We start from the raw sequence: 26,459 nt of genomic DNA, 5'->3' as shown, positions 1-26,459 counted from the left end.
GGGCAACAGCGGCCCGCCGCCGGAGTGGGCGTCCTCGATCGGCGCGAGCACGCGCGCGCGTGCCGTGTCCGGCCGGTCGTGCTCGACCAGCGGCCGGGCCGCCACCGCCCGCGCCTGCTCGTGCGCCGCCCACTCCTTGACCGTCCGCAGGGCGACCGCGAGGCCCCCGGCCGCGTACACGGCCTCCTCGGCCTCCAGGGACGACCGCTCGGCGAGCGCCGGCCCGACAGCGGCGACCGGGTCGGGAGAGCTCTCCGGCACCCCCAGCGCGGCCAGCAACCGCTCCCGGTGATGCGGGTAGTTGGCGTGCGTCCGCACCCACCCGTCCGCCGTCCGCCAGAACCGCGACAACGGCGCGAAGGTGACCGGCGCCCGCCCGTCGACCAGCAGATGCCGTTCACTCACGAAGGCGGTGCCGACCGCCCCGTCGTCCACCCGCACCCGGGGCACCTCCGTGAGCCCGGCCCGCCGCGCTCCCAACTCGGCCGCCGCGAGCGCGCACACCCCCACGCAGGCCCGCGCCAGCTCCCGTACCGGCAGCCGGGCGTCCAGCACCCCGTCCCGTACGAGGGTCGAGACCCGCGGCAACAGGGCGGGATCGCCACCCAGGGCCGCCCACGCATGGTTCATGTCTGTCATGACCCGCACTATGCAACGGAAGGGCCGGACGGTGGTATACCGCCCGGCCCGACCTCCGCAGGAGAACCCCTACTTGGTCACCGCGTCCAACGCGTCCGTCGTGCCGAAGCCGTAGAAGCCGTTGTAGTTCCTCGGCCCCTCGCAGACCGCGTCGACCTTGCCGTCCCCGTCGATGTCGTACGGGTCGGTGCAGGGCGTGGCGTCGGCCTGGGCGTACAGCAGGGCCTTGACCAGGGCCGCCGGAGCATGCGGGTGAGTCGACTTGATGAGGGCGGCCACGCCCGCGACGTGCGGGGACGCCATCGACGTACCGGCCATGTAGCCCCACGTGCCACCGGGCAGCGGGCCCAGGATCAGGCCGCTGGTGGCGGGCGGGGCCGGGGTCTGGAAGCGGGTCGAGTCGCCGCCGGGTGCGGCGATGTCGATGACGCCCAGACCGTGGTTGGAGAAGGACGACTTGATGCCCTTGGCGCCGGTCGAGGCGACCGTGACGACACCCGGCAACTGGGTCGGGATGTCGAGGCACTCGGACGGGTCGATCACCCGGTCCGACGGCGTCGAGTCGTTCGGGGAGACCGGGTCGGTGATCTCGTCGGCCGCGAGGTCGTAGTTCTCGTTGCCGGCCGCGGCGACGTTGACCGCGCCCTTCCTCTCCGCGTACTTCGTCGCCCGGGTGAGGGCCTCGACGAGCGCCTTCTGGTCCGGGTCGTCCTTGCAGTTGAAGTACCACGGGTCGGTGTAATAGCTGTTGTTGGTGACGTCCACGCCGTGCTCGGCGGCCCACATGAAGCCGCAGACCACGGCCTCCGTGTAGAAGTAGCCGGCGGGCGTGGACACCTTGATGCCGGACACCTTCACCCCGGGCGCCACGCCCGTGACGCCGACGCCGTTCTTCGCGGCCGCGATCTCACCGGCCACGTGCGTGCCGTGCGCGCTCTCCGTGGGCCCCGGCCGCCAGGCACCGTCGGTCGTGTCCGGCTTGCCCGTCACGCAGTTGACCGAGGCGTCGCGGTCGAAGTTCGGCGCGATGTCCGGGTGCGTGTCGTCGACGCCCGTGTCGATGACGGCCACCGTGACGTCGCGGCTGCCGAGCGACACCTCGTGCGCCTTGTCCGCCTTGATGGCCGGCAGGTCCCACTGCAACGGCTCCAACGGGTCCTGCCCGTCCGCCGCCTCGACGTCCGCCATGTCTTCGGCGGTCAGCACCTTCGGGGTGCCCACGTCGGTGGTCGACTGCGCGGGCAGCGGCGCGGTGCGCGTGGCACCGGCCGACTGGACGCCGCGCACACCACGGACCGCCGCGGCGAAGCCGGCGTTCGCGGAGTGGACGACGACGACGCCGATCCGGTCGTACGACGTCACGATCGTGCCGCCGGCCTCCGCGATCGCCTTCTTCACCCGATCGGATGGACCGTGCCCGGGGCTCACGTTGACCACATAGCTGAGCGGCGTCGCATCGGCCGCCGCCCGCCCGGTCGTCCCGGCGGCCGAGGCCGTGACGTTCGGTACGACGGCGAGCGCGGTCGCCATGGCCATCCCGAGCGGGATCGCCACCAGACGGCGCGAGCGCTGGTGAGGCGCTGTCATGCTGTCTCCAGTTCGTTCGCGAAACGAGCGGTACGAAGCAGTGCGAAGCGGTACGAGCTGTGCGGGAACCCGGTCCCCGCGAGGTCTTGGTGCTCCCCGGGCACCGGGGGTTACTTCGTGACGGCCTTCAGGGCGTTGACGATGCCGAACCCGTAGAAACCGTTCACACGCGGGCTGCCCTCGCAAACCGCGTCCTGCGTGCCGTCGCCGTTCTGGTCGTACGACGTCGGGCAGGCGTGCTTGTCCGCCTCGGCCTTCAGCAGTCGCTGCAACCGGCCCGGGTTGGCCCCCGGGTGCGTGGACTTCAGCAGCGCGGCGACACCGGCGGCGTGCGGCGACGCCATCGACGTGCCCTGCAGGAAGCCGTACGCGCCGTTCGGCATGGTGGACAGGATGCGGCCGTTCTTCGACGGCGTGTCCGGGATCTGGTAACGGGCGTCGCCGCCCGGCGCGGCGATGTCGATGACGCCGTCACCGTACGTGGAGTAGTACGACTTCTCGTTCTTCACGCCCGTCGCGCTCACCGTGACGATGCCCGGCAGCTGGGTCGGCACGTCGAAGCACTCGCTCGGGTCGATGGTGCGCTCGACCGGCGTGGTGTCGTTGGGGCTGGTGGCGTCCAGGATCGCGTCGGAGGCGAGGTCGTGGTTGGAGTTGCCCGCCGAGGCCAGGTGCAGGGTGCCCTTCTTCGTGGCGTACTTCTGGGCCCGGTTGACGGCGTCGACGATGGCCTTCTGGTCCGGGTCGTCCACGCAGTTGTAGAGCCACGGGTCCACGTAGTAGCTGTTGTTCGTGATCTCCACGCCGCGGTCGGCGGCGAAGACGAACGCGCAGACGACGCTCTCCGCGTAGAAGAGGCCGCTGCTGCGGTCGGTCACGTTGATGCTGGAGACCTTCACGCCCGGCGCGACACCGGCGACACCGACGCCGTTGCGGGCCGCGGCGATCTCACCGGCCACGTGGGTGCCGTGGTAGTCCTGCGGGGTGTACGGCCGCCAGGAGCCCTCGCTGGTGTCCGCGACACCGCCGTTGCAGTTGGCGGACTGGGAGGCCGAGAAGTTCGGCGCGAGGTCCGGGTGGGTGTCGTCGACACCGGTGTCGATCACGGCGACGGTGACCTTCTTGCTGCCCGGGTTGATCTTCGCGGCCTGGTCGGCGCCGATCGACCGCAGGTCCCACTGGTCGGCCTCGAGGGGCTCGGCGTCGGGGATGTCCGCCGAGGCGGCCTTCACCTTTGCGGCCTCCGCGTCCGTCAGGTAGTCGACGGCGCCCAGGTCCGTCGTACCGGCGGGGGTCAGCGGCGAGGTCCGGGTGGCACCGGCGGACTGCACCCCGCGCACGGCGCGGATCGTCGCACCGAACGCCGGGTCGGTCGAGTGGACCACGATCACGCCGATCTTGGCGTACGTGATCACCGTCTTGCCGCCGGCCTTGGCTATCGCCTTCTGCACGGAGGCGATCGTGCGCTTGTCCGTCTTCGTGTTCACGACGTACGAGAGGTTCGGGCCCTCCGCGGTCGCGGCGGTGGACTCCGCGAGCGGGGCCGCCGAGGCGACACCCGGCAGGAAGCCGAGCGAGGCGGTCAGCGACAGGACGACGGGCACCGCGAGCGCGAGCCGTCGTCTGGAGCGCAGATGAGCCATGGGATCTCCACATCATCCTCAAAGAAACCGGCCCGAGACACACGGGTGCCCGGACAGGCACATGACGTTGGTGGTGCAGCCCGAAGCTATCCCTCGTCCTCGCCGGCCAGCAATGAGTTCGCGGGCGGGAGGCCGAAGTAGAGGGGTAACCCTCGAAGTCGGCGCTGTTCCGGGCCGCTTTCCGAATCGGTCTTCGAAAGAAACCCGGACGGTTGAACCGGTCCTCGTGCGCCGCCGTGACGTTGAGCAGGGAGCCCGAGCACGATCGTGCACCCGTCACCGAAGGAACAGAGCCGACCCCGATGTCCGTACCGAACCCATCCCCCGATCCGACGGCGAAATCGTCCCCATCCACCGTCGCGACCGCGGCGGAGACGCGAGGAGACTCCGTGGCAACCGACGCACCGCCCCCCTCGAAGGCCGAGCATCACCTCCCCTCACCAGAGGAGTTCGCCGCGGTCCATGAGAGCGCCGAGTTCGCCGAACTGCGCCGCTCCTACCGCTCGTTCGCCTTCCCGCTGACCGTGGCCTTCATCGCCTGGTACCTGCTGTACGTCCTGCTCTCCAACTACGCGGGCGACTTCATGGGCACCAAGCTGTTCGGCAACATCAACGTCGCCTTCGTCCTCGGCGTCGCCCAGTTCGTCACCACGTTCCTCATCGCCTGGTGGTACTCGAAGCACGCCGCCGCGAAACTCGACCCCAAGGCCGAGGCGATCAAGTCCCGGATGGAGGGCGGCGCATGAGCCCCGCACAGCAGACGTTCCTCGCGGCCAACGAGGCGAGCCAGCACCGGCCGCTCATCATCACCCTGTTCGGGCTGTTCGTCCTGGCGACCCTCGCCATCACCATCTGGGCCGGCCGCCAGACCAAGGACGCCGCCGACTTCTACGCGGGCGGACGCCAGTTCAGCGCCTTCCAGAACGGCCTCGCGGTCTCCGGCGACTACATGTCGGCCGCGTCGTTCCTCGGTATCGCGGGCGCGATCGCCCTCTTCGGCTACGACGGATTCCTGTACTCCATCGGCTTCCTGGTCGCCTGGCTGGTCGCCCTCCTCCTGGTCGCCGAGCCGCTGCGGAACTCCGGCCGCTACACCATGGGCGACGTCCTCGCGTACCGCATGCGCCAGCGCCCCGTCCGCACCGCGGCCGGTACGTCCACGATCGTCGTGTCGATCTTCTACCTGCTGGCCCAGATGGCGGGCGCGGGCGTCCTCGTCTCGCTGCTCCTCGGCATCACCTCCGACGCGGGGAAGATCCTCATCGTCGCCCTGGTCGGCATCCTGATGATCGTCTACGTCTCCATCGGCGGCATGAAGGGCACCACCTGGGTCCAGATGGTGAAGGCCGTCCTGCTCATCAGCGGCACGCTCCTCATTACGTTCCTGGTGCTGCTGAAGTTCAACTTCAACATCTCCGATCTGCTCGGCACCGCCGCCGAGAACAGTGGCAAGGGTGCCGCCTTCCTGGAGCCCGGCCTCCAGTACGGCTTGACCGGCACCTCCAAGCTGGACTTCATCTCCCTCGGCATCGCCCTGGTCCTCGGCACCGCCGGCCTGCCGCACATCCTGATCCGCTTCTACACGGTGCCCAACGCCAAGGCCGCCCGTAAGTCCGTGAACTGGGCGATCGGCATCATCGGCGGTTTCTACCTGATGACCATCGCGCTCGGCTTCGGCGCCGCCGCGCTGATCTCCCAGGAAGAGATCATCGCCTCCAACCCGTCGGGCAACACGGCGGCCCCGCTGCTCGCCCTGCACCTGGGCGGCGTCGACTCGGCCTGGGGCGCGATCCTGCTGGCGACGATCTCGGCGGTGGCCTTCGCGACCATCCTGGCCGTGGTCGCGGGCCTCACCCTCGCCTCGTCGTCCTCCTTCGCGCACGACATCTACGCCAACGTCATCCGCAAGGGGAAGGCCTCCGGCGCCGAAGAGGTCCGCGCGGCCCGCTGGGCGACCGTCTTCATCGGCATCGTCTCCATCGGCCTCGGCAGCCTCGCCCGCGATCTGAACGTGGCCGGCCTGGTCGCCCTCGCCTTCGCCGTCGCGGCCTCCGCCAACCTGCCCACGATCCTCTACAGCCTCTTCTGGAAGAAGTTCACCACCCAGGGCGCGCTGTGGTCGATCTACGGCGGTCTGATCGTCGCCGTCGGCCTGGTGCTGTTCTCGCCCGTCGTCTCCGGCGACCCGAAGGCGATGTTCCCGGACGTCGACTTCGCCTGGTTCCCGCTGAAGAACCCGGGCATCATCTCCATCCCGTTCGGCTTCCTGATGGGCTGGCTGGGCACCGTCCTGTCCAAGGAGGAGCCCGACGCCGCCAAGTACGCCGAGCTGGAGGTCCGGTCCCTCACGGGCACCGGCGCCCACTGATCCGGCCCACTCCGCCCGGGGCCGTCGTAGGTCGCCTACGACGGCCCCGCGTCGCGTCCGGATCGTAGGGATCTACGGCGACTTCCCGCCAGGTCTTGTGGGATCGGGCCCGTGATGTTGTCAGAGGGGTCACGTAGGCTCGCAGGTGTCCGGAGAATCCGTGATCCACGAGCCAGAACCACGTTCGTTGATCGGTACGACGAGGGAGGGGGCCCACGTGCTCATCGACACCTACGGCCGAGTGGCCACCGACCTGAGGGTCTCGCTGACCGACCGGTGCAATCTGCGCTGCACGTACTGCATGCCCGAGGAGGGCCTGCAGTGGCTCGCGAAGCCCGACCTGCTCACGGACGACGAGATCGTCCGTCTCATAGAGATTGCCGTCCGCACCCTGGGCATCACGGAGGTCCGCTTCACCGGCGGTGAGCCGCTGCTGCGCCCCGGCCTGGTCGGCATAGTGGAGCGTGTGGCGGCTCTGGCCCCCCGCCCCCAGATGTCCCTCACCACCAACGGCATCGGCCTCAGGCGCACGGCGACGGCCCTGAAGGCGGCGGGTATGGACCGGGTGAACGTCTCCCTGGACACCCTCCGCCCGGACGTCTTCAAGACTCTCACCCGCCGGGACCGCCACAAGGACGTCCTCGAAGGCCTCGAAGCCGCCCGCGACGCGGACCTGACCCCCGTCAAGGTCAACTCGGTCCTGATGCCGGGCCTGAACGACAACGAGGCCCCGGACCTCCTCGCCTGGGCCGTCGAGCACGACTACGAGCTGCGCTTCATCGAGCAGATGCCCCTGGACGCCCAGCACGGCTGGAAGCGCGACGGCATGGTGACGGCGGGCGACATCCTGACGTCACTGCGCACCCGCTTCGACCTGACTCCCGAGGGTCAGGGCGAGCGAGGCTCGGCCCCGGCGGAACGCTGGCTGGTCGACGGCGGCCCCCACCGTGTCGGTGTCATCGCCTCCGTCACCCGCCCCTTCTGCTCGGCCTGCGACCGCACCCGCCTCACGGCCGACGGTCAGGTCCGCACCTGCCTCTTCGCCCGCGAGGAGACCGACCTCCGTGCCGCCCTCCGCTCGGGCGCCCCCGACGAGGAGATAGCCCGCATCTGGCGGCTGGCGATGTGGGGCAAGAAGGCCGGCGCCGGCCTGGACGATCCGTCCTTCGTTCAGCCGGACAGGCCGATGTCCGCGATCGGGGGCTGAGCGCTCTACGGCGCACGGTCCTCCCACTCGTCCAGCTTCACTACATCCTTCAAGAACCCCCGCACCCCCAAGAACTGCGACAAGTGCTCCCGATGCTCGTCGCACGCGAGCCACGTCTTGCGGCGCTCCGCAGTGTGCAGCTTCGGGTTGTTCCAGGCGAGCACCCAGACCGCGTCGGCACGACAGCCCTTGGCTGAACAGACAGGGGAAGAAGGATCGGAGCCGGGGACGTTGAGGATGTTCACACGTCGACCCTAGCCGCAGAAAAGGCGACGCCGAGCAGCCACGGGGGGAGCTGCCCGGCGTCGGTCTGTCGCTCCGACGGGGGATGCGGAGCGCGTACGAAGTATGTCACGGGTAGGCCTCTGCCCGGCACAGGAACTACATGATTGATCTGAGCATTTCTTGAGCTTGGCGGGTGGCCGGATTCCGCTTCGTAAGGATTCCCGGTGCTCAGGCCCGCTCGCGCGGCTCACTCCGCCGCCCGCCCGCCGGATCGGCCGCGGCGTCTTCCGGGACGGATTCCGCGAAGCGCCCCTCGGCCCCGGATTCGGCCGAGGAGGAGGCTTCCGTGTCCCGGGGCGGCGTGATCATCGGACGCATGGGGGCGCTGACGAACGTGGACGGCAGCGAGGGCGCGTTCTCGCGGCCCGCGTTGGCGATCACCACGGCGATGTACGGCAGCACCCCGCCGAGCACCAGGGCGACGACCGCGACGTGCCGTTCGACGTTCCAGAGCACCGCGGCGGCGATCACCGCGAGGGTACGGACGGACATGGAGATGATGTAGCGACGCTGCCGGCCCCGGACATCGTCGGCGAGGCCCTGCCGGGCGCCTGTGATCCGGAAGACCTCGACGTTTCCCTGCTTCCGCATCACGTTCCACCACCCGCCTGTATCGGACGCTTCCGGCCCGTGCCCCGCCCGTGCCCGCTGCATGGAACGCGGTCCGGACAAGCTCAACGTTACGCCGCGTCTGCGTCGCCTACGAGACCGGGTCACCTTCCACGGGGGTGGAGGAAATGCGCCGTCGCGCGTACGGCCGCGCCGACATGCGGCGTACCGCACGCGGGCCGACACTGGGCGTAATGCTCACGTCGAGCCGTACGAGGAGGCAGCCATGGGCTGGTTGTGGGCGATCATCGTGGGATTCGTACTCGGCCTCCTGGCCAAGGCGATCATTCCGGGCAAGCAACACAGCCCGCTCTGGTTGACGACGATCTTCGGCATCATCGGAGCCGTCGTGGGCAACGCCCTGGCCCGAGCGTTCGGCATCGAAGAAACCGCAGGCATCGACTGGGGCCGCCACGCCCTGCAGCTGGCAGCCGCGGTAGTCATCGTCTTCTTCGGAGACATGGCCTACATGGCAACCCTGGGCAAGAAAAAGCATCGGACCTGAACGGCCCCGCGCCCCTAGGGGCGCGGGGAACTGCGCGAGCAACCACGGACAACCCGCAGTCGCCGGAATCCCCACGCCCCTACGGCCTCTAGGCCTCAGTCACCTCGACGGCGGCCAGGTTCTTCTTCCCCCGCCGCAACACCAGCCACCGCCCGTGCATGAGGTCCTCCGACGCCGGCACGGCGTCCTCCGCGGTGACCTTGACGTTGTTCACGTAGGCCCCACCCTCCTTCACGGTCCGCCGCCCCGCGGACTTGCTCGGCACCAGCCCGACCTCCGCGAAGAGATCCACGACCGGCGCCAGCTCGGCGACCTTCGCGTGCGGCAGCTCGGACAGCGCCGCGGCCAGCGTCGTCTCGTCCAGCTCGGCCAGGTCGCCCTGTCCGAACAGGGCGCGGGACGCGGCGATCACGGCGGCCGTCTGGTCCGCCCCGTGCACCATCGTCGTCAGCTCCTCGGCCAGCGCGCGCTGCGCGGCACGGGCCTGCGGCCGCTCCTCCGTCTGCTTCTCCAACTCCTCAAGCTCCGCACGGGACTTGAAGGACAGGATCCGCAGGTACCGGGTGATGTCCCGGTCGTCCACGTTCAGCCAGAACTGGTAGAACGCGTACGGCGTCGTCATCTCCGGGTCGAGCCAGACGGCGCCGCCCTCGGTCTTCCCGAACTTGGTGCCGTCCGCCTTGGTCATCAGCGGCGTGGCCAGCGCGTGCGCCTCCGTGCCGGGCTCCAGCCGGTGGATCAGGTCCAGGCCGGCCGTGAGGTTGCCCCACTGGTCGCTGCCGCCCTGCTGGAGCGTGCAGCCGTACCTCCGGTAGAGCTGGAGGAAGTCCATGCCCTGGAGGATCTGGTAGCTGAACTCGGTGTAGCTGATGCCCTGGTCGGACTCCAGACGGCGGGCGACGGAGTCCTTCGTCAGCATCTTGTTGACGCGGAAGTGCTTGCCGATGTCCCGCAGGAACTCGATGGCGGAGAGGCCCTCGGTCCAGTCGAGGTTGTTGACCATGACGGCCGCGTTCTCGCCCTCGAAGGACAGGAACGGCTCGATCTGGGCGCGCAGCCTGCCGACCCAGCCGGCGACGGTCTCCGGGTCGTTCAGCGTGCGCTCCGCCGTCGGGCGCGGGTCACCGATCAGACCCGTCGCGCCGCCGACCAGCGCCAGCGGCCGGTGCCCGGCCTGCTGGAGCCGGCGCACGGTGAGCACCTGCACCAGGTGCCCGACGTGCAGGGACGGCGCGGTCGGGTCGAAACCGCAATAGAACGTGACGGGACCGTCCGCGAGCGCCTTGCGCAAAGCGTCCTCGTCGGTGGACAGGGCGAACAGCCCCCGCCACTTCAGCTCGTCGACGATGTCCGTCACGGTTCTCGTGTCTCCTAGATGGTCTTCGCAAGTGTTCGGCGGTCTTCGCGGGTGCCCGCCCGGCTGTCGGGTGACGGCCGACCACGAACGCCTACGAGGTTATACGCCCTGGCTGACAGAACTCATATTGAAATCCGGCACCCGCAGCGCGGGCATCGCGGCCCTGGTGAAGTAGTCGCTCCACTCGCGCGGCAGCGTCTTCTCCGTACGCCCGGCCTCCGTGGCCCGGCCCAGCAGGTCCACCGGCGACTCGTTGAACCGGAAGTTGTTGACCTCGCCCGTGACCTCGCCGTTCTCCACGAGGTAGACGCCGTCCCTGGTCAGCCCGGTCAGCAGCAGCGTCGCCGGGTCGACCTCGCGGATGTACCACAGGCAGGTCAGCAGCAGCCCGCGCCGGGTGTTCGCGACCATCTCCTCCAGGGAGCGGTCCTCGCCTCCGTCCAGGATCAGGTTGCCGATCGTCGGCACCACCGGCAGGCCGGTCAGACCCGCGCTGTGCCGAGTGGTCGGCAGATGCGCGATCTCACCCCCGCTGATCCACTCGGTCGTCTTCAGCGGCAGCCCGTTGTCGAACACCGAGCTGTCGCCGCCGGAGGAGTGGGCCAGCACGAAGGGCGCGGTCTCCAGGCCCGGCTCGTTCGGGTCGCTGCGCAGGGTCAGTGGCAGCTCGGTCAGCCGCTCGCCGATCCGCGTACCGCCACCGGGCTTGCTGAACACCGTCCGGCCCTCGGCCGCGTCCCGCGCCGACGCCGACCACATCTGGTAGATCAGTAGATCCGCCACCGCCGTGGGCGGCAGCAGCGTCTCGTACCGCCCGGCAGGCAGCGGCACCCGCCGCTCGGCCCAGCCCAGCCGTACGGCCAGCTCCGCGTCCAGGGCCCCCGGATCGACGTCCTTGAAGTCCCGCGTGGAGCGCCCCGCCCAGGCCGAGCGCTTGCGGTCGGGGGACTTGGCGTTCAGCTCCAGCGTCCCGTTCGGCTGGTCGTGCCGGAGCCGCAGCCCCGTGGACGTACCGAGATAGCTCGACACCAGTTCGTGGTTGGCGAAGCCGTACAGCTCGCGGCCGCCCGCACGCGCACGTGCGAACGACTCCCCGAGCGCCGGCGCGAAGTCGACGAACACGGCGGAGGAGGTCTCGGCGGGCGCGTCCCTGAAATCGGGGGAGTGCTCCACGCCCGTGATCAGCGGCTGGGCGTCCTCGGCGGGTCCGGCGCCGCGCGCTGCGGCCTCGGCGGCCCGCACCAGCGGCTCCAGCTCCTCGGCGGTGACGGCGGACCGCGACACGACCCCGGAGGCGGTGCCCTCCTTGCCGTCGACGGTGGCGACGACGGTCACCGACCGGCCACGGGTGACCCCGTTCGTGGTCAGCGCGTTGCCCGCCCAACGCAGGTTCGCCGTCGAGTACTCGTCGGCGATCACCACACAGCCGTCGGCCCGGGACAGCTCAAGGGCCCGCTCGACGATCTCGTGCGGCTTGTGCGCCTTGTTGTTCCCCGCGCTCATCGACCGGCCTCCTGCGTGGTGTTCAGAATGTTGACGCCCTTGAAGAGGGCCGACGGGCAGCCGTGCGACACCGCGGCGACCTGGCCCGGCTGGGCCTTGCCGCAGTTGAAGGCACCGCCCAGGACGTACGTCTGCGGCCCGCCCACGGCCGCCATGGACCCCCAGAAGTCGGTCGTCGTCGCCTGGTACGCGACATCCCGCAGCTGCCCGGTGATCCGCCCGTTCTCGATCCTGAAGAACCGCTGCCCGGTGAACTGGAAGTTGTACCGCTGCATGTCGATCGACCACGACCGGTCCCCGACGACATAGATCCCGCGATCGACCCCGCCGATCAGATCCTCGGTGGACATTCCGGCCGGGTCCGGCCGCAGCGACACATTGGCCATCCGCTGCACCGGCACATGCCCCGGGGAGTCGGCGTACGCGCAGCCGTTGGAGCGGCCCAGGTCGGTCAACTTCGCGATACGGCGGTCGAGTTGATAGCCCACGAGGGTCCCGTCCCTGACGAGGTCCCAGCTCTGGCACTCCACCCCCTCGTCGTCGTACCCGATGGTCGCCAGGCCGTGTTCGGCGGTGCGGTCACCGGTGACGTTCATCAGCTCGGAGCCGTAGCGCAGTTTGCCGAGCTTGTCGAAGGTGGCGAAGGAGGTGCCGGCGTACGCGGCCTCGTAGCCGAGCGCGCGGTCCAGCTCGGTGGCGTGGCCGATGGACTCGTGGATGGTCAGCCACAGGTTGGACGGGTCGACGACCAGGTCGTAGACGCCCGCCTCGACGCTCGGCGCCCGCATCTTCTCGGCGAGCAGCTCCGGGATCCGCGCCAACTCGTCGTCCCAGTCCCAGCCGGTGCCCGTGACGTACTCCCAGCCCCTGCCGACCGGCGGCGCCAGCGTCCGCATCGAGTCGAACTCACCGCTGGACTCGTCGACCGACACGGCGGTCAGCGACGGGTGCAGCCGTACGCGCTGCTGGGTGGTCACGGTCCCGGCGGTGTCCGCGTAGAACTTGTTCTCGTGCACGGTGAGCAGCGAGGCGTCCACATGGTTGATCCCGTCGGCCGCCAGCAGCCGCGTGCTCCACTCCGTGAGCAGCGCCGACTTCTCCTCGTCGGGGATGGTGAACGGATCGATCTCGTACGCGGAGATCCAGGTCTTCTCCGCGTGTACGGGCTCGTCCGCCAGCTCCACCCGCTCGTCCGCCCCGGCGGCCTTGATGACCTGCGCGGACAGCTTGGCCATCGCCACGGCCTGCGAGGCGACCTTCGCGGCGGCGTCCATCGTCAGGTCCACACCGGACGCGAACCCCCAGGTCCCGCCGTGCACCACCCGCACCGCGTACCCGAGGTCCGTCGTGTCCGACGACCCGGCCGGCTTCGCGTCCCGCAGCCGCCAGGACGCACTGCGCACCCGCTCGAACCGGAAGTCCGCGTGGTCGGCGCCGAGGGCACGCGCGCGGGCCAGCGCGGCGTCGGCGAGGGCCCGTAGGGGTAGCGCCAGAAACGACTGATCGACTTCGTGGGGCACGGGTGGGATTCCCTTCGGGCGCATGCCTGTGGTGACCGTCGGAGGCAGTGAATCATGGGGCACGGACAAACGGGCGGGCACGGGAAACCAACTCCCGTGCCCGCCCGCGAACATCGCGTACTCAGCCGCCCAGGGGCGAGCCCGCCGCGAGTGCCGTGAACGCCGCCCAGGCGGTCGGCGTGACGACGAGAGGACGGATGCCGGTGCCCTTGGAGCCGCGGATGTGGACCGCCTCGGGGCACACGGCGACCTCGACGCGGTTGCCGCCACCACTACCGCTGTAGCTGCTCTTGAAGAGGGCGGCAGGGGGCTGCTCGTCGTGCGCTGGGTGTCGAGGGGCGGACGGGGCCGGGGAAGGTCGTGTGGGCGGAGTACGCGCTGCCGGACGACTCCCGAAACAGGTTTCCCGGCCACCCCGACCCAGGCCCCGCTACGGTGAATCCATGTCCAGCAGGCGCCGCACGACCGGCAAGAACAAGAAGACCCGCAAGTCCCGGCGGACCCCCGCTTTCCGCGCCGCCACCTCGGTGTCCAGCACCCCCGCCCAATTCGCTCAGGAGAGTGAACAGCTCGCGGAGCGGTACCCGGAGGAGCGGGAGGAACTGCTCCGTGAAGCCGCCGAGGCGTGGCTCGACGCGGGCGAGCACGAGCGCGCGGTGGCGCTCTACGAGCGGCTGCTCGATCCGGGTTCGGGTGGTTGCCGGGAGCCGGATCTCATCGACGCGTGGCGTATCAACGCGTTGTGGGACGCCGGGCGCGAGGACGACGCCCGCGCGGCGGCACCCCCGGGACGCGGGTGCCTGGAGCATCGTCGCCGAGGTCTTCGAGGCCGGGGGCGAGACGGCGAAGGCCGCCGAGTGGTACACGTCCGGAGTCACGCATGCCCTGGGTGTCGGCGCCACGGTGACGGCGGACACGGTCGCCGAGTCCCCGGACTCCTTCGGTCTGGAGGAATGCGTCATCGGTCGCCACCGCGTGCGGCGCCTGCTCGGCGGACCGCACGACGACTGGGACGACCTGGCGGACGCACTGCACGAACGGCGCGCGACCCCAGTCGTCGGAAGGGTGCGCTCGCTGGACGAGCTGCACGACCCGCTCCGTCTGAAGCGGCTGGAGGAGGGCGGTCCCGACGCTCTGCGGGACGAGTTCGAGGCGCTCGCGGACGAGCTGGACGGGATCGATCCGGTGCCCTCCGGCCTGGTGAAGGCCTGCGTCCTGTACTGGCCGTCGGACGAGTTCGCGTGCCTGCTCCAGCGTTGGCCGTCGGTCGCGGAAGCGTACGGCGACGACCATGCCGGTCATCGCCGACAGGTCGAGCACACGCTGCGCGAGCTGTCGGACGAGGGCGCCCCGCGCCTGGCGGTCGGCCGGGCGTCGGTGAGTGGCCTCACGGCGTACACGGAGGCGGAGGGAGCTGGTTCCCCCGACACCCCGGCTGCACGGTCCGCGTACGCCGCCGAACTGGCCCGCAGGGGACAGGCGATCGACTGGCCGCCGGCGCGCAACGGGCCCTGCTGGTGCGGTTCGGAGCGCAAGTACAAGAAGTGCTGCGGGGGCCCCGCGCAGGGGTGACCGGGTACCGGGCACCGAGCCGTCAGCGACGGTATGAACGCGTCCCCGACGGGGTGCTGTCTGTGGGAACCCCACAGACAGCACCCCATGGCCCTGTCGTTCTCGTAATCGGCACCCGGTGCGGCGGGCGGATAGGTTCGTGGGGTACCAGACTCCAGAACGAAAGGGTGATCCGTTGAGCCGCTCGGTTCTCGTCACCGGAGGCAACCGGGGCATCGGCCTCGCCATCGCCCGCGCGTTCGCCGACGCCGGCGACAAGGTCGCCGTCACGTACCGCTCGGGGGAGCCGCCGGCCGGCTTCCTGGCCGTCAAGTGCGACATCACCGACCCCGAGCAGGTGGAGCAGGCCTACAAGGAGATCGAGGCCGAGCACGGTCCGGTCGAGATCCTGATCGCCAACGCCGGCGTCACGAAGGACCAGCTCCTGATGCGCATGACCGAGGAGGACTTCACCTCGGTCATCGACACCAACCTCACGGGCACCTTCCGCGTCGTCAAGCGCGCCAACCGCGGCATGCTGCGCGCCAAGAAGGGCCGCGTCGTCCTGATTTCGTCGGTCGTGGGCCTGTACGGCTCCCCGGGCCAGGCCAACTACGCCGCCTCCAAGGCCGCCCTGGTCGGCTTCGCGCGCTCCCTCGCCCGTGAGCTGGGCTCGCGCAACATCACCTTCAACGTCGTCGCCCCCGGCTTCGTCGACACCGACATGACCAAGGTGCTCACCGACGAGCAGCGTGCGGGCATCGTGAAGCAGGTGCCGCTCGGCCGGTACGCGCAGCCCGAGGAGATCGCCGCGACGGTGCGGTTCCTCGCCTCGGACGACGCCTCGTACATCACTGGAGCCGTCATCCCCGTAGACGGCGGACTGGGAATGGGTCACTGATCACCATGAGCGGAATCCTCGAGGGCAAGCGCGTCCTGATCACCGGTGTGCTGATGGAGTCCTCCATCGCCTTCCACACCGCCAAGCTGGCCCAGGAGCAGGGCGCCGAGATCATCCTGACCGCGTTCCCGCGGCCCACGCTGACCGAACGCATCGCCAGGAAGCTCCCCAAGCCCACCAAGGTCATCGAGCTCGACGTCACCAACGACGAGCACCTCGGGCGGCTGGCCGACATCGTCGGTGAGGAGCTCGGCGGCCTGGACGGCGTCGTCCACTCCATCGGCTTCGCCCCGCAGGACGCCCTCGGCGGCAACTTCCTCAACACGCCGTTCGAGTCCGTCGCCACCGCGATGCACGTCTCGGCGTACTCCCTGAAGTCGCTGACCATGGCCTGTCTGCCGCTGATGCAGAACGGCGGCTCGGTCGTCGGCCTCACCTTCGATGCGAAGTTCGCCTGGCCGCAGTACGACTGGATGGGACCGGCCAAGGCCGCCCTGGAGGCCACCAGCCGTTACGTCGCCCGCGACCTGGGCAAGCAGAACATCCGCTGCAACCTCGTCTCCGCCGGCCCCCTCGCTTCCATGGCCGCCAAGTCCATCCCGGGCTTCGGCGAGCTGGCCGCCGTGTGGGACGACCGCTCGCCCCTGGAGTGGGACCTCAAGGATCCCGAGCCGGCCGGCCGCGGTGTCGTCGCGCTGCTCAGCGACTGGTTCCCCAAGACCACCGGCGAGATCATCCACGTGGACGGCGGGCTGCACGCGATCGGCGCGTGAGCGCTCCCGCTGACGGCTCCACGACGGTTCGAGGGCGCGCATCCATTCGGGTGCGCGCCCTCGCCGTACTCCTCTTCGCCGGGACGATCACTCGTTCGGCTCATTGGACGGGCCGCCGGGGCCGGGTGCCGCGCACGCTGGACGTACACCGCCCAGCCGCTCGGCCGAGGAGGTCTCCCTTGTGCGCATCTCCCGCAGCGTCGCCCCAGCTGTCGTCGCCCTGGCTCTCGTACTCACCCTCCCGTCCGAGTCGGCACCGCACGCGCGCGTGGAGACCGGAAGGCGGCACGCGCACGTAGGAACCGACAAGCCCGATCCCTTCGGGTCGGCCTGCCACAGCACCGTCACCGGCTCCCGGGTGATCGCGCACTGCTTCAACCCCTACGTGGCCGTCGACCGCGTCCGGCTGCACATCGAGTGCGAGCGGTGGTGGGACATCGACAGTGACAGCGCCGCGGTCGAGACGGGGCCCGCGCAGACCGTACGGCTCACCGGGCGCTGCTGGAAGGAAGTCCGCTCGGTGTGGTTCAGCCACCAGCGGGGGGAGCGCTGACCCGCCCCGGACGGCAGTGGAACGGATAGCCGCCCGCCTCCGCCGCGGCGGTCTGCGCGTCGCCCGCGCGGATCGCGTCCACCAGCCGGGCGTGGTCCATGTACGTCTCCGGCGTCAGCTCCTCTCCCACGTCACCGCGCAGCCAGTCCCGCAGCACCTCGCCCAGGTCCGCGTAGACCGTCGTCACGACGTCGTTGTGGGACGCGGCCACGACCGCCATGTGGAAGGTCGCGTCGGCGGTCACGAAGGCCTCCGCGTCGCCCGACGCCCACGCCTCCTCACGTCGCGCCAGGAGCGCGTCCAGCTGCTTCAGGTCCCTCTCGGTGCGCCGCTCGGCGGCCAGTTTCGCGGCGCTCGACTCCAGGGCGGAGCGCAGCTCGGCGATGTGGGCCGGGTCGGCGTCCGCGAAGCGGCGGTGCATCACACCCGCGAGTTCGCTGGTCGCGACGACGTAGGTGCCGGAGCCCTGGCGGATGTCCAGCAGACCGTTGTGCGCGAGCGCGCGGACGGCCTCACGGACCGTGTTCCGGGCGACGCCCAGCTGCTCGACCAGCTCGGGCTCGGTGGGGATCCGGGAGCCGACGGGCCACTCGCCCGAGGTGATCTGGTTGCGCAACGCGGCGATGACCTGCTCGGACAGCGCCGATCGGCGGGGATGGCTCAGCGGCATGGCACACCTTCGCATGTACGGGGCGACCGGGAGCAGCCGGGCGCGGACAACCAATCATCCTATGATTCTATGATGGGTGTCATGGTGAGCGAGGAAACCCTGGTGCCGACCGCCGCGCCCGAGCGAGTCACACCCGAACAAGCCCAGGTCGGACCCCAGGCCGGGCCCCCGGCGCCGGGCACGCGCGCGTGGACGGCCCGGCTGGCGGTCGTCGGCATCGTCCTGACGGCCCTCAACCTCCGCCCCGCCATCACCAGCCTCGGCGCCCTCCTCGAAGAGGTGCGCGCCGGGCTCGGCATGAGCGGCAGCGTGGCAGGCCTCCTCACCTCCGTACCGCCGCTCTGCTTCGCCCTCTTCGGTGTCATGGCGCCCCGGCTCGCCCGTCGCTTCGGCCCGGCCGCCGTCGTCTGCGCCGGCATGGTCGCGATCGCCGGCGGCCTGCTGATCCGGCCGTACGCCGGAGGCACGGCCGGTTTCGTGGCCGCGAGCGCCCTCGCCCTGATGGGCATCGCCGTCAGCAACGTCCTGATGCCGGTCATCGTCAAGCGCTGGTTCCCGGACCGGGTCGGCTCCATGACGGGCCTCTACTCCATGGCCCTCGCCCTCGGCACCTCCTCCGCCGCGGCCGTCACCGTGCCCATGACCGAGGCGATGGGCGGGAGTTGGCAGACCGGGCTCGCGGTGTGGGCGGGCCTGGCGACTGCGGCCGTGCTGCCCTGGCTGCCCTTCGTCCGGGACCGCGCCACGCGCTCCGCCGAGCAGGCCCCCGCGCGCGAGGAGGAGTCCGCGCTACGGATCACCCGGAGCCGTACGGCCTGGGCGCTCGCCGTGTTCTTCGGGCTTCAGGCGACCGCCGCGTACATCACGATGGGGTGGATGGCGCAGATCTTCCGGGACGCGGGGGTCCCGGCCGGCACGGCGGGGCTGTTGCTGGCCGTCACGATGGTGATGGGCGTACCGCTGGCCTTCGTGATCCCCCGGCTCGCCACCCGGCTGCCCCGCCAGGGGCCGATCGTGGTCGTCCTGGGCATCTGCGGGCTGCTCGGGTACGGCGGCCTCCACCTCGCCCCGGCGGAGGGCGCCTGGGCGTGGGCGCTGCTGATCGGCATCGCCAACTGCTCCTTCCCGCTCGCGCTCACCATGGTCGGCATGCGGGCCAGGACCGGCGCGGGCGTGGTCAAGCTGTCCGCCTTCGCGCAGAGCACGGGCTATCTGATCTCGATCCCCGGCCCGCTTCTCGTCGGTGTCCTCTACCAGCACAGCGGCGGCTGGGGCCTGCCCCTCGCCCTCATGGCCGCCCTGATGCTCCCGCAGATCGCCGCGGGCATCCTGGCGGGCCGCGACCGGGTGGTGGAGGACGAGGCGGTCCGCTGAGACACACCCCCGCGGGTCCACCGCGGGTCAGGGGTGCGAGACTGGGCGTATGCCAGTGCTCGACCCGAACCCCCAGAACGGCCAGAAGAAGATGCTCCTGGTCTTCGGCTCGTTCCTCGCCATCTTCGTCGTCATCGGGATCATCGCGGCCATCGCGTCACCGTGACCGTCGAGGGGTGGGGATAACCCCCCGTCCCCTAGGGGGCGAGTCTCAGGGTGAAGTGGGTGGATCACCGGATGGGACGACGCACGCGAATTCCGTAGCTTCGAGATGTGGCCGAGAGGACGGGCCACGGCCCACTCGCAGACCACGGAGGCGGCATGTCGGCCCCTACGCACACCCGGACCCACCCGGCGCCCACGAGCGGCGTCGACATCCGGCTTCCCTGGTGGGCGGTCGCCCTGCCCGCCCTCGGGTTCGCCACCCTCCTGCTGCTGATCCTGAACCCCGCGGAAGCCCAGGCGGCGAGCGGCGACCCCACGATCGCCCACCTCCTGGAGCGCATACAGCAGGCACTGCTGAACCACGCACCGTGACGAGCGGCCAGCCCGCCGGAAGCGCATGTACCGGTGCCGGGTATCCGCACTTCAACTCCCTGCGCCCCATGGCCTGTTTCGTGCGAAGCTGGGACGCATGAGCGTCGCAGAACCCCGCAGGATCGTCCTCTTCCGGCATGCGAAGGCCGACTGGCCACAGGTCTCCGACCACGAGCGGCCGCTCGCCGACCGGGGCCGTATGGACGCCGCCGTCGCCGGGCGCAAGCTGGCCGACTCCGGCATCCCCCTCGACCTTGCCCTCTGCTCCACGGCCGTCAGGACCCGCGAGACCTGGAAGCTGGCCGTCCATGAGCTGCCCGACCGGCCGAAAACGGTCTACGAGGAGCGGATCTACGAGGCCTCGCCCGGCGAGCTGATCGCCCTGCTCAACGAAACCCCGGACGACGCGCAGAACGTGGTCCTGATCGGCCACAACCCCGGAGTCCAGGGCCTCGCCGACATCCTCGCGGGCAGCGCCGAGGGCGACGCCCGCGAGCGCATGAACCGCCACGGCTTCCCGGCCGCCGCCTACGCCGTGCTCTCCTTCGAGGGTCCCTGGAAGAGCCTGGAGCCGGGCGCGACCACGCTGGCCGACTACTGGGCGCCGACGGAGTAACCCCGGCCGCGCAGCCTCACCGGCACCCGGCGTACGGCCCCGCGGGCGCACCGTCTCATGGGCGTACTCATGGGCACCCGGCACGACGAAGGCCCGGCACCACCTCGGTGCCGGGCCTTTGCCGTACGCCCTGTCACTCCTCGTGCATGTCCGCCGCCTCGACCTCTTCCCGGGTGACCCCGAGGAGGTACAGCACGGTGTCGAGGAAGGGGAAGTTCACCGCGGTGTGCGCGGCCTCGCGGACGACCGGCTTGGCGTTGAAGGCGACGCCCAGACCGGCCGCGTTGAGCATGTCGAGATCGTTCGCGCCGTCGCCGATGGCCACGGTCTGGACCAGTGGGACCCCCGCCTCGGCGGCGAACCGGCGCAGCAGCCGCGCCTTGCCCGCGCGGTCCACGATCTCCCCGACGACCTTGCCGGTGAGCTTGCCGTCGACGATCTCCAGCGTGTTGGCCTGTGCGAAGTCGAGGCCCAGCCGCTCCTTGAGGTCGTCCGTGACCTGGGTGAACCCGCCCGAGACGACACCGACTTGGAAGCCGAGCCGCTTCAGCGTACGGATCAGCGTGCGCGCCCCCGGCGTGAGCCGCACCTCGCTGCGTACCTTCTCCACCACCGAGGCGTCGAGCCCTTCCAGGAGCGCCACGCGCGCGTGCAGCGACTGCTCGAAGTCCAGCTCCCCGCGCATCGCGGCTTCCGTCACCTCGGCGACCTCCTTCTCGCACCCGGCGTGCGCGGCGAAGAGCTCGATCACCTCGTCCTGGATGAGCGTGGAGTCCACGTCCATGACCACCAGCCGCTGCGCCCGCCGGTGCAGGCCCGCCGCGACCACGGCCACGTCCACGCCCAGCGCCACCGACTCGGTCACCAGCGCGGTCCGCAGCGTCTCCGGCTCCGTACCGGACACCGCGAACTCCACGGCCGTCACCGGGTACTTGGCGAGACGGAAGATACGGTCGATGTTGCCGCCGGTCGCCGTGATCCGGGCGGCGATGCGGGCGGTGGACTCGGCGGTCAGGGGGTGGCCCAGCACGGTGACGTGCGAGCGGCCGAGGCCACGGGGCCGGTTGTCGCCAAGGCCGGAGATGATCTCCGCCTGCATCTTCATCGACTCCGCCCAGCTGTGGACGGTCGCCCGCAGGTCGCCCTCCTGCCCGGCGGGCGGCTCGGTCACGAGCGCGCACAGCACGATCCGGCCACGGGTGACGACCTGCTCGATGTCGACCACATCGACGGAGTACGCGGCGAGGGTGTCGAACAGCCCGGCGGTGATACCCGGCCGGTCCTTGCCGAAGATCTTGACGAGGAGAGTGGGGACGTCAGAGGAGGTCTGCGAAGCGCTCATGATGTGCCAACCGTATCCGGCGCCCCGTGCGTTTTGCCCCTGAGGTCCGCCCAGCGGACGGAGAACACTGGGTTACCAGGGGTTGAAGCGCGTCCGGATCGTGTACGACGCCCCGGAGAGCCTCCTCGGATCACCCCCGTCCCCGGGTGTCTCAACGCCCCCGGGGCCCCCGCGGCGGAGGCGGCGGCGGTGGCGGAGGCGGCGGGCCCTCCTCCGGGGGCGGCGGCGGAGCCGGCCAGGGGGCCGACCCGGACCCCGACCCCGATCGAGGTCCGGACCCGGACCCCGACCCCGAGCCCGGCCGCTGCCCCGGCCGCCGAGGTGGCGGAGCGAACCGCCGCACCACCGTGGGCGCCCCGTACACATCGGGCGGCCGCGCTCCCGGACCTCCGGGGCTTCCTGCGCTTCCGGGGCTTCCGGGACTTCCGGAGGCCCCCGGACCTCCCGCACTCTCTCCGTCCCCGCCCCGCCCAGACGTCTCCCGCCCGTTCTCCAGGGGCTCCCGGGCCTCCCACGACCCCGACGGCCCCCGCCCACCCACCCCGGACCCACCCGCCCCCGGCGGCCTCCGCAGCTCGTCCGGCAGCCGCAGATACGGGTTGGTGTCCGGGTTCGGCGGCCGGTACGGACTGCCCGGCAGGTACGGTCCCGAGGAGGAGGCTGCCGCAGACGTCTCATAGGCCCCGGCGGTCGCCGCCCCGCCGCCACCCGCGTCCCCCCGCGCCAACGGCGAGGCCCTCCGTCCCGCGGCCCCCGTCGCGCACGCCAGCAGCGCCCCGGCGGCCCCCGCACCCGCACCCCACAGCGCGCCCAGCACCAAGGCCATCGCCGACTGCCCGCGCAACTCGATGCCCGCGTCGAACGCGTCGATGCCGAACAGGGCCAGCGAGGCGTCCACCGACACCTCGGTCAGCCAGGCGAGCAGCAGCAGTGCCACCGCTGTCGCGAGTCCGAGCCGAAGCGCGCAGCGCGCGGCGAAGCCGAGCGCACCCCCGCCCCGTACATCCGCACCGGTCGCACCCCCGCCAGCGGTGGCAGTCGATTCCCGCGCAAAAGGCGTACGCACGGCGGTCAGGACCCCCGCGTACAACATCATCAGCGCGGCCGCGAGGCCCAACAGCCAGACCCGGTCGTCCAGTTCGGCGAGGCGGCCGAGGGTGACGGGTTCGTCGGCATTGACGCGCAGCAGCTTGTCGAGGGGGTCGGGCAGCAGGCCGGCCAGTTGGCCGGTGGCCCTGCCGTCCCAGGGGACGAGGAGGCCGATGGGGACGCCCAGCCAGACGCCGTTGGGCGCGCCGAGGAGGGCCGCGCCGGCGATCCGCTCGGGGTGGGGGTCGCTGATCGCCGCGTACACCGCCGCCGCGAGCCCGGCCAGGACCGCCACCAGCAGCACGGTGACCACCGCGGACACGGCCGGCCGTACGACCCGGTGCACCGCGGCGAGGCCGGGTGGCAGGGGAGTGCGGCGGGAGGCCAGCAGGGCGATGAGCAGTACTCCGAGGCACCACGCCAGGCCGCCGAGCAGGGTCGGCACGGTGTCGACCGTGAAGCCGACCTCGGCGTTCGCGTCGGCCAGGTCGCCCAGCCGATCCGGCAGCAGGCCGCCGCCGATGTCCCCGATGTCCCCGAGCCCGGGGATCTCCACGTTGTCGAGGTCGCCGCCGCCCGGCAGTTGTCCGTCGATCCCCAGTCGACTTCCGTCGAGGGTGATGACGGCGTTCCCGGCCCAGGCCAGTCCGCCCATCAGAGCCACGAAGAGCGCGAGCACCGAGCCCGCGCGTGCGAGGAGTTCGACGGGCGCGATCACAACTCCCGCGCCGCGCAGGGACCGTAGGAAGAACCAGGACAGCAGGAGCGCTCCCACCAGGCCGACACCCAGTGGCGTGATCTCGATGGCGGTGGTCGCCTGCGCTCCTTCCAGGTCAAAGACGGACACATCGCCGGACGGTGTCACGGACCCACCCGCCCCGAGCGCCACAACCGCCGCCGTCATGGGCCCCAGTTCGCCCGCCGAGTCGGCCTCCAGCAGATGCAGTCCGAGCGCCGCCGTACCCGCCATTCCGATCAACGCCCAGCTCACGGCGGCGATCGCGGAGAGCAGCACGTCCCCCCACGGCAAGCTCCTGCCATGGCCAACATTCCGGTCGCTCATGGTCGGACCCCCCGATCCACATCGCGGCGTTGCACCGCTGATGTCCCCCTCGCGTGGGATTACCACTCTCCGGCCCGGTTTCAGCCCCGTCAACGGGATCGGCAGATGCCCCCGTACGTTCTCTTCACAAGGCCCGACTTTCGGTCAGGGGGTCGAGCCTGAAATAGTTCCCCCCGATGTTCGACATCCCTAGACTCCCTGTGTTGGGGGTAATTCGGGGGACAACACAGTGGGGCTGGAGTGCCGGAACTCGTACTGGAATTGAACGGACAAACCTGGACGCTCGATCCGTCCAGGGCATATACCCTCGGACGTGATCCGCAGGGGGACATCGTGTTCGACGATGCCAGGGTGTCCTGGCGTCACGCCACGATCAGCTTCGGCGGCCGTAGTTGGGTGATCGAGGACCACGGCAGCACCAACGGCACCTTCGTGCAGGGCCAGCGGATCCACCAACTGGAGGTCGGTCCCGGCTCGGCCGTGCACCTGGGCAACGCGACCGACGGCCCGAGACTCAGCATGTCCGGCGCCGCCGCTGCCGCACAGCAGCAGCCGTACGCCGCCCAGGGCGCGAGCGCCGGATACGCCGCCCAGCAGGCCCCGCAGCAGCAGGCGCCGCAGGCGGACTGGCAGCAGCCGCAGCAGGCACAGGTCCCGCATCAGCAGGGCTTCCCGCAGCAGGGCCCCGGTGGTGGCGCGGGGGCGCCGCCGGTCTACGGCGACCGCAGCCCGACCACGTTCCACCAGCTGGCCCTCGGCCGCGTCATGCGCATCGGTCGTGCGCTGGAGAACGAGCTGGTCGTCTCCGACCTGCAGGTGTCGCGCAACCACGCCGAGTTCCACGCGACCCCCGACGGCCGCTTCGAGATTCGCGACCTCGGCTCGCACAACGGCACGTTCGTCAACGGTATGCCGATAGCCAAGGGCGGTACGGCACTCCTCGGCCCGAACGACATCGTCGGCGTCGGCCACTCGACGTTCCGCATCATCGGCGACCGCCTCGAGGAGTTCGTCGACACCGGTGAGGTCTCCTTCTCCGCACGCCATCTGACGGTCACCGTCGACGGTGGCAAGCAGATCCTGAAGGACGTCTCCTTCGGCGTCCCGGAGAAGTCACTCATCGCGGTCATCGGCCCCTCGGGCTCCGGCAAGTCCACCCTGCTGAAGGCGCTCACGGGCTACCGCCCCGCCAACCAGGGCGACGTCCTCTACGACAACCGGAACCTGTACAAGCAGTTCGCCGAGCTGCGCCAGCGCATCGGTCTGGTCCCGCAGGACGACATCCTGCACAAGGAGCTGACCGTCAAGAAGGCCCTCAAGTACGCGGCCAAGCTGCGCTTCCCCGCCGACACCACGGCCAAGGAGCGCGACGCCCGTATCGACGAGGTGCTGCGCGAGCTGAAGCTCGACATCCACAAGGACAAGAAGATCACCTCCCTCTCCGGCGGCCAGCGCAAGCGCGTCTCGGTCGCCCTGGAGCTGTTGACCAAGCCGTCGCTGATCTTCCTGGACGAGCCGACCTCCGGCCTCGACCCGGGCATGGACCGCGACGTCATGCAGCTGCTGCGCGGCCTCGCCGACGACGGCCGTACGGTCCTGGTGGTCACCCACTCCGTGGCCGAGCTGGCGATCTGCGACAAGCTCCTGGTGATGGCCCCGGGCGGCTCGGTGGCGTACTTCGGTCCTCCCGAGGAGGCCCTGAACTTCTTCGGCTACGAGACCTGGGCCGACGTCTTCTCCGCCTTCGAGAACTACCGCGACTACGACTGGGCGGGCCGCTGGAAGGGCTCGCAGCACTACCAGATGTACGCCGCGGACATCGACGCCGTCGCCCCGCAGTCGGTGCACATGCCGCCGCCGCAGTCGATGCGTCCGTCGAAGCCGCAGGGCTGGTTCTCGCAGCTCGGCACCCTGGTCCGGCGCTATGTCTCCGTCATCGCGTCCGACAAGGGCTTCCTGGCGCTGACGGTGATCCTGCCGGCCGTCCTCGGCGCGGTGAGCCTGCTCATCGACCCGGACAAGGACCTGTTGGTGCGGGGGGTGAACAAGGCCAGCGGCCTGCCCGTCCCGAACGGCACGGCCACCACGGTGCTGCTGATCCTCGCGGTCGGCGCGTGCTTCGCGGGCGCCGCCAACTCCGTCCGAGAGCTGATCAAGGAACGGGTGATCTACGAGCGGGAGCGGGCGACCGGTCTGTCGCGTTCGGCGTACCTGATGTCCAAGGTGATCGTCCTCGGCGCGGTCACCGTGTTCCAGGGCGCCATGGTCGGCGCGATCGGCTTCTCCAGCCGGACGATCCCGGACGAGGCGCTGATCTTCGGCGAGGGCAAGTTCGCCGTCATGCTCGAACTCTCCATCCCGATCATGGGGCTCGGCTTCACGTCCATGATGTTCGGCCTGGTCATCTCCTCGCTGGTGAAGACCGCCGAGAAGACGATGCCGCTGCTGGTCATGTTCGCGATCGTCCAGGTCGTCTTCACCGGCTGCCTCTTCGCCCTGCACGGCAGTCCCGGCGTCAACGAGTTCTCGTACCTGATGCCGTCGCGCTGGGCGGTCGCCGCCGCGGGCGCCACGCTGGACTTCAACAACATCAGCCCGCCCAAGGAGGCGGGCGACACGGACCCGCTGTGGGACCACACTGTCGGCGCCTACAGCCTCGACATGATCGCCCTCATCGTGCTCGGCGTGATCTGCGGTGTCCTCGTGGCCCGCTTCCTGCGCCGCCACGAGCCGGAGGTCATGCGGAAGTAGCCCGCGGGCACTGACG

At 70.5% G+C, this 26,459-nt stretch carries 23 protein-coding genes and 2 pseudogenes; 13 read left to right on the top strand and 12 right to left on the bottom strand.

Annotation, left to right across the window (positions count from 1 at the left end):
• The 3 genes and pseudogenes from ACFU53_RS31230 to ACFU53_RS31220 form a co-directional block, all read right to left on the bottom strand.
• Positions 1 to 639: pseudogene (locus tag ACFU53_RS31230) on the bottom strand (hypothetical protein); the annotation flags it as partial.
• Between the two features lie 69 nt (positions 640 to 708).
• Positions 709 to 2,226 (bottom strand): S8 family serine peptidase, encoded by a 1,518-nt coding sequence (locus ACFU53_RS31225; protein WP_383999731.1) that lies wholly within the window; start codon positions 2,224 to 2,226, stop codon positions 709 to 711.
• Positions 2,227 to 2,336: 110 nt separating this feature from the next.
• Complete coding sequence (locus ACFU53_RS31220) at positions 2,337 to 3,869, bottom strand: S8 family serine peptidase (protein ID WP_383999728.1); 1,533 nt, start codon at positions 3,867 to 3,869, stop codon at positions 2,337 to 2,339.
• Positions 3,870 to 4,258: 389 nt separating this feature from the next.
• Between ACFU53_RS31220 and ACFU53_RS31215 the strand changes: the two genes are divergently transcribed.
• The 3 genes from ACFU53_RS31215 to moaA all read left to right on the top strand — a co-directional run bounded on the left by ACFU53_RS31215 (position 4,259) and on the right by moaA (position 7,444).
• Entirely contained in the window at positions 4,259 to 4,615 is a 357-nt protein-coding gene (locus ACFU53_RS31215; RefSeq protein ID WP_383999725.1) for a DUF485 domain-containing protein, read from the top strand.
• Positions 4,612 to 6,237: a cation acetate symporter gene (locus tag ACFU53_RS31210; RefSeq protein ID WP_383999722.1), complete on the top strand. Its 1,626-nt coding sequence runs from the start codon at positions 4,612 to 4,614 to the stop codon at positions 6,235 to 6,237. Before ACFU53_RS31215 ends, ACFU53_RS31210 begins: the two co-directional genes overlap by 4 nt.
• Before the next feature lie 217 nt (positions 6,238 to 6,454).
• Positions 6,455 to 7,444 carry a GTP 3',8-cyclase MoaA gene (moaA, locus tag ACFU53_RS31205; protein ID WP_383999719.1) on the top strand — a complete coding sequence of 330 codons (990 nt, stop codon included), beginning with the start codon at positions 6,455 to 6,457 and terminating at the stop codon, positions 7,442 to 7,444.
• A gap of 5 nt (positions 7,445 to 7,449) precedes the next feature.
• Here moaA and ACFU53_RS31200 read toward each other — a convergent pair whose 3' ends face one another.
• Positions 7,450 to 7,689, bottom strand: coding sequence for a hypothetical protein (locus ACFU53_RS31200; RefSeq protein WP_383999716.1), 240 nt, complete (start codon positions 7,687 to 7,689; stop codon positions 7,450 to 7,452).
• Between the two features lie 208 nt (positions 7,690 to 7,897).
• Positions 7,898 to 8,320: a DUF3099 domain-containing protein gene (locus ACFU53_RS31195; RefSeq protein WP_383999713.1), complete on the bottom strand. Its 423-nt coding sequence runs from the start codon at positions 8,318 to 8,320 to the stop codon at positions 7,898 to 7,900.
• 244 nt (positions 8,321 to 8,564) lie between these two features.
• Here ACFU53_RS31195 and ACFU53_RS31190 point away from each other — a divergent pair, with 244 nt between their 5' ends.
• Positions 8,565 to 8,843, top strand: a complete 279-nt coding sequence (locus ACFU53_RS31190) for a GlsB/YeaQ/YmgE family stress response membrane protein (RefSeq protein WP_383999710.1) — start codon at positions 8,565 to 8,567, stop codon at positions 8,841 to 8,843.
• Between the two features lie 88 nt (positions 8,844 to 8,931).
• Here ACFU53_RS31190 and tyrS read toward each other — a convergent pair whose 3' ends face one another.
• The 4 genes and pseudogenes from tyrS to ACFU53_RS31170 form a co-directional block, all read right to left on the bottom strand.
• On the bottom strand, positions 8,932 to 10,200 hold the full coding sequence (gene tyrS / locus ACFU53_RS31185; protein WP_383999707.1) for a tyrosine--tRNA ligase: 1,269 nt from the start codon (positions 10,198 to 10,200) through the stop codon (positions 8,932 to 8,934).
• 99 nt (positions 10,201 to 10,299) lie between these two features.
• Positions 10,300 to 11,703: a metallopeptidase TldD-related protein gene (locus tag ACFU53_RS31180; RefSeq protein WP_383999704.1), complete on the bottom strand. Its 1,404-nt coding sequence runs from the start codon at positions 11,701 to 11,703 to the stop codon at positions 10,300 to 10,302.
• Positions 11,700 to 13,223: a TldD/PmbA family protein gene (locus tag ACFU53_RS31175; RefSeq protein ID WP_383999702.1), complete on the bottom strand. Its 1,524-nt coding sequence runs from the start codon at positions 13,221 to 13,223 to the stop codon at positions 11,700 to 11,702. Before ACFU53_RS31175 ends, ACFU53_RS31180 begins: the two co-directional genes overlap by 4 nt.
• Positions 13,224 to 13,344: 121 nt before the next feature.
• Positions 13,345 to 13,518, bottom strand: a pseudogene (locus ACFU53_RS31170) (DUF397 domain-containing protein); the annotation flags it as partial.
• A gap of 398 nt (positions 13,519 to 13,916) precedes the next feature.
• On the opposite strand from ACFU53_RS31170, the gene ACFU53_RS31165 reads away from it, so the two are divergent.
• The 4 genes from ACFU53_RS31165 (at position 13,917) to ACFU53_RS31150 (ending at position 17,001) form a co-directional block, all read left to right on the top strand.
• Positions 13,917 to 14,795: an SEC-C metal-binding domain-containing protein gene (locus ACFU53_RS31165; RefSeq protein WP_383999699.1), complete on the top strand. Its 879-nt coding sequence runs from the start codon at positions 13,917 to 13,919 to the stop codon at positions 14,793 to 14,795.
• 175 nt (positions 14,796 to 14,970) lie between these two features.
• Positions 14,971 to 15,675, top strand: a complete 705-nt coding sequence (fabG, locus tag ACFU53_RS31160) for a 3-oxoacyl-[acyl-carrier-protein] reductase (protein WP_383999696.1) — start codon at positions 14,971 to 14,973, stop codon at positions 15,673 to 15,675.
• A 5-nt stretch (positions 15,676 to 15,680) separates the two neighbouring features.
• Positions 15,681 to 16,448 (top strand): enoyl-ACP reductase FabI, encoded by a 768-nt coding sequence (gene fabI, locus ACFU53_RS31155; RefSeq protein ID WP_005477633.1) that lies wholly within the window; start codon positions 15,681 to 15,683, stop codon positions 16,446 to 16,448.
• 181 nt (positions 16,449 to 16,629) lie between these two features.
• Complete coding sequence (locus ACFU53_RS31150; protein ID WP_383999693.1) at positions 16,630 to 17,001, top strand: hypothetical protein; 372 nt, start codon at positions 16,630 to 16,632, stop codon at positions 16,999 to 17,001.
• Here the strand turns inward: ACFU53_RS31150 and ACFU53_RS31145 are convergent.
• Positions 16,976 to 17,671, bottom strand: a complete 696-nt coding sequence (locus tag ACFU53_RS31145) for a FadR/GntR family transcriptional regulator (protein WP_383999690.1) — start codon at positions 17,669 to 17,671, stop codon at positions 16,976 to 16,978. The two genes, ACFU53_RS31150 and ACFU53_RS31145, sit on opposite strands and share 26 nt — an antisense overlap.
• 69 nt (positions 17,672 to 17,740) lie before the next feature.
• On the opposite strand from ACFU53_RS31145, the gene ACFU53_RS31140 reads away from it, so the two are divergent.
• From ACFU53_RS31140 to ACFU53_RS31125, 4 genes are all read left to right on the top strand, one after another.
• Positions 17,741 to 19,045 (top strand): CynX/NimT family MFS transporter, encoded by a 1,305-nt coding sequence (locus tag ACFU53_RS31140; RefSeq protein ID WP_383999687.1) that lies wholly within the window; start codon positions 17,741 to 17,743, stop codon positions 19,043 to 19,045.
• Between the two features lie 49 nt (positions 19,046 to 19,094).
• The gene (locus ACFU53_RS31135; protein WP_005477623.1) at positions 19,095 to 19,211 is read left to right on the top strand and encodes an SGM_5486 family transporter-associated protein; all 117 of its coding nucleotides are present in this window, start codon (positions 19,095 to 19,097) and stop codon (positions 19,209 to 19,211) included.
• Between the two features lie 155 nt (positions 19,212 to 19,366).
• On the top strand, positions 19,367 to 19,582 hold the full coding sequence (locus tag ACFU53_RS31130; RefSeq protein WP_383999684.1) for a hypothetical protein: 216 nt from the start codon (positions 19,367 to 19,369) through the stop codon (positions 19,580 to 19,582).
• A 97-nt stretch (positions 19,583 to 19,679) separates the two neighbouring features.
• Positions 19,680 to 20,198, top strand: a complete 519-nt coding sequence (locus tag ACFU53_RS31125) for a SixA phosphatase family protein (protein WP_383999681.1) — start codon at positions 19,680 to 19,682, stop codon at positions 20,196 to 20,198.
• 133 nt (positions 20,199 to 20,331) lie between these two features.
• Here the strand turns inward: ACFU53_RS31125 and serB are convergent, their stop codons facing one another.
• Together serB and ACFU53_RS31115 are read right to left on the bottom strand one after the other, a co-directional pair.
• Positions 20,332 to 21,540 (bottom strand): phosphoserine phosphatase SerB, encoded by a 1,209-nt coding sequence (gene serB, locus ACFU53_RS31120; protein WP_383999678.1) that lies wholly within the window; start codon positions 21,538 to 21,540, stop codon positions 20,332 to 20,334.
• Positions 21,541 to 21,691: 151 nt separating this feature from the next.
• Complete coding sequence (locus ACFU53_RS31115) at positions 21,692 to 23,692, bottom strand: streptophobe family protein (protein ID WP_383999676.1); 2,001 nt, start codon at positions 23,690 to 23,692, stop codon at positions 21,692 to 21,694.
• 240 nt (positions 23,693 to 23,932) lie between these two features.
• Here ACFU53_RS31115 and ACFU53_RS31110 point away from each other — a divergent pair, with 240 nt between their 5' ends.
• Positions 23,933 to 26,443 (top strand): FHA domain-containing protein, encoded by a 2,511-nt coding sequence (locus tag ACFU53_RS31110; protein ID WP_383999673.1) that lies wholly within the window; start codon positions 23,933 to 23,935, stop codon positions 26,441 to 26,443.
• The last annotated feature ends 16 nt before the right edge of the window (positions 26,444 to 26,459 follow it).

The sequence above is a fragment of the Streptomyces sp. NPDC057474 genome (genome assembly GCF_042802555.1).
Taxonomy (GTDB): Bacteria; Actinomycetota; Actinomycetes; order Streptomycetales; family Streptomycetaceae; genus Streptomyces.
This window is presented reverse-complemented; position numbering and strand designations above follow the sequence as displayed.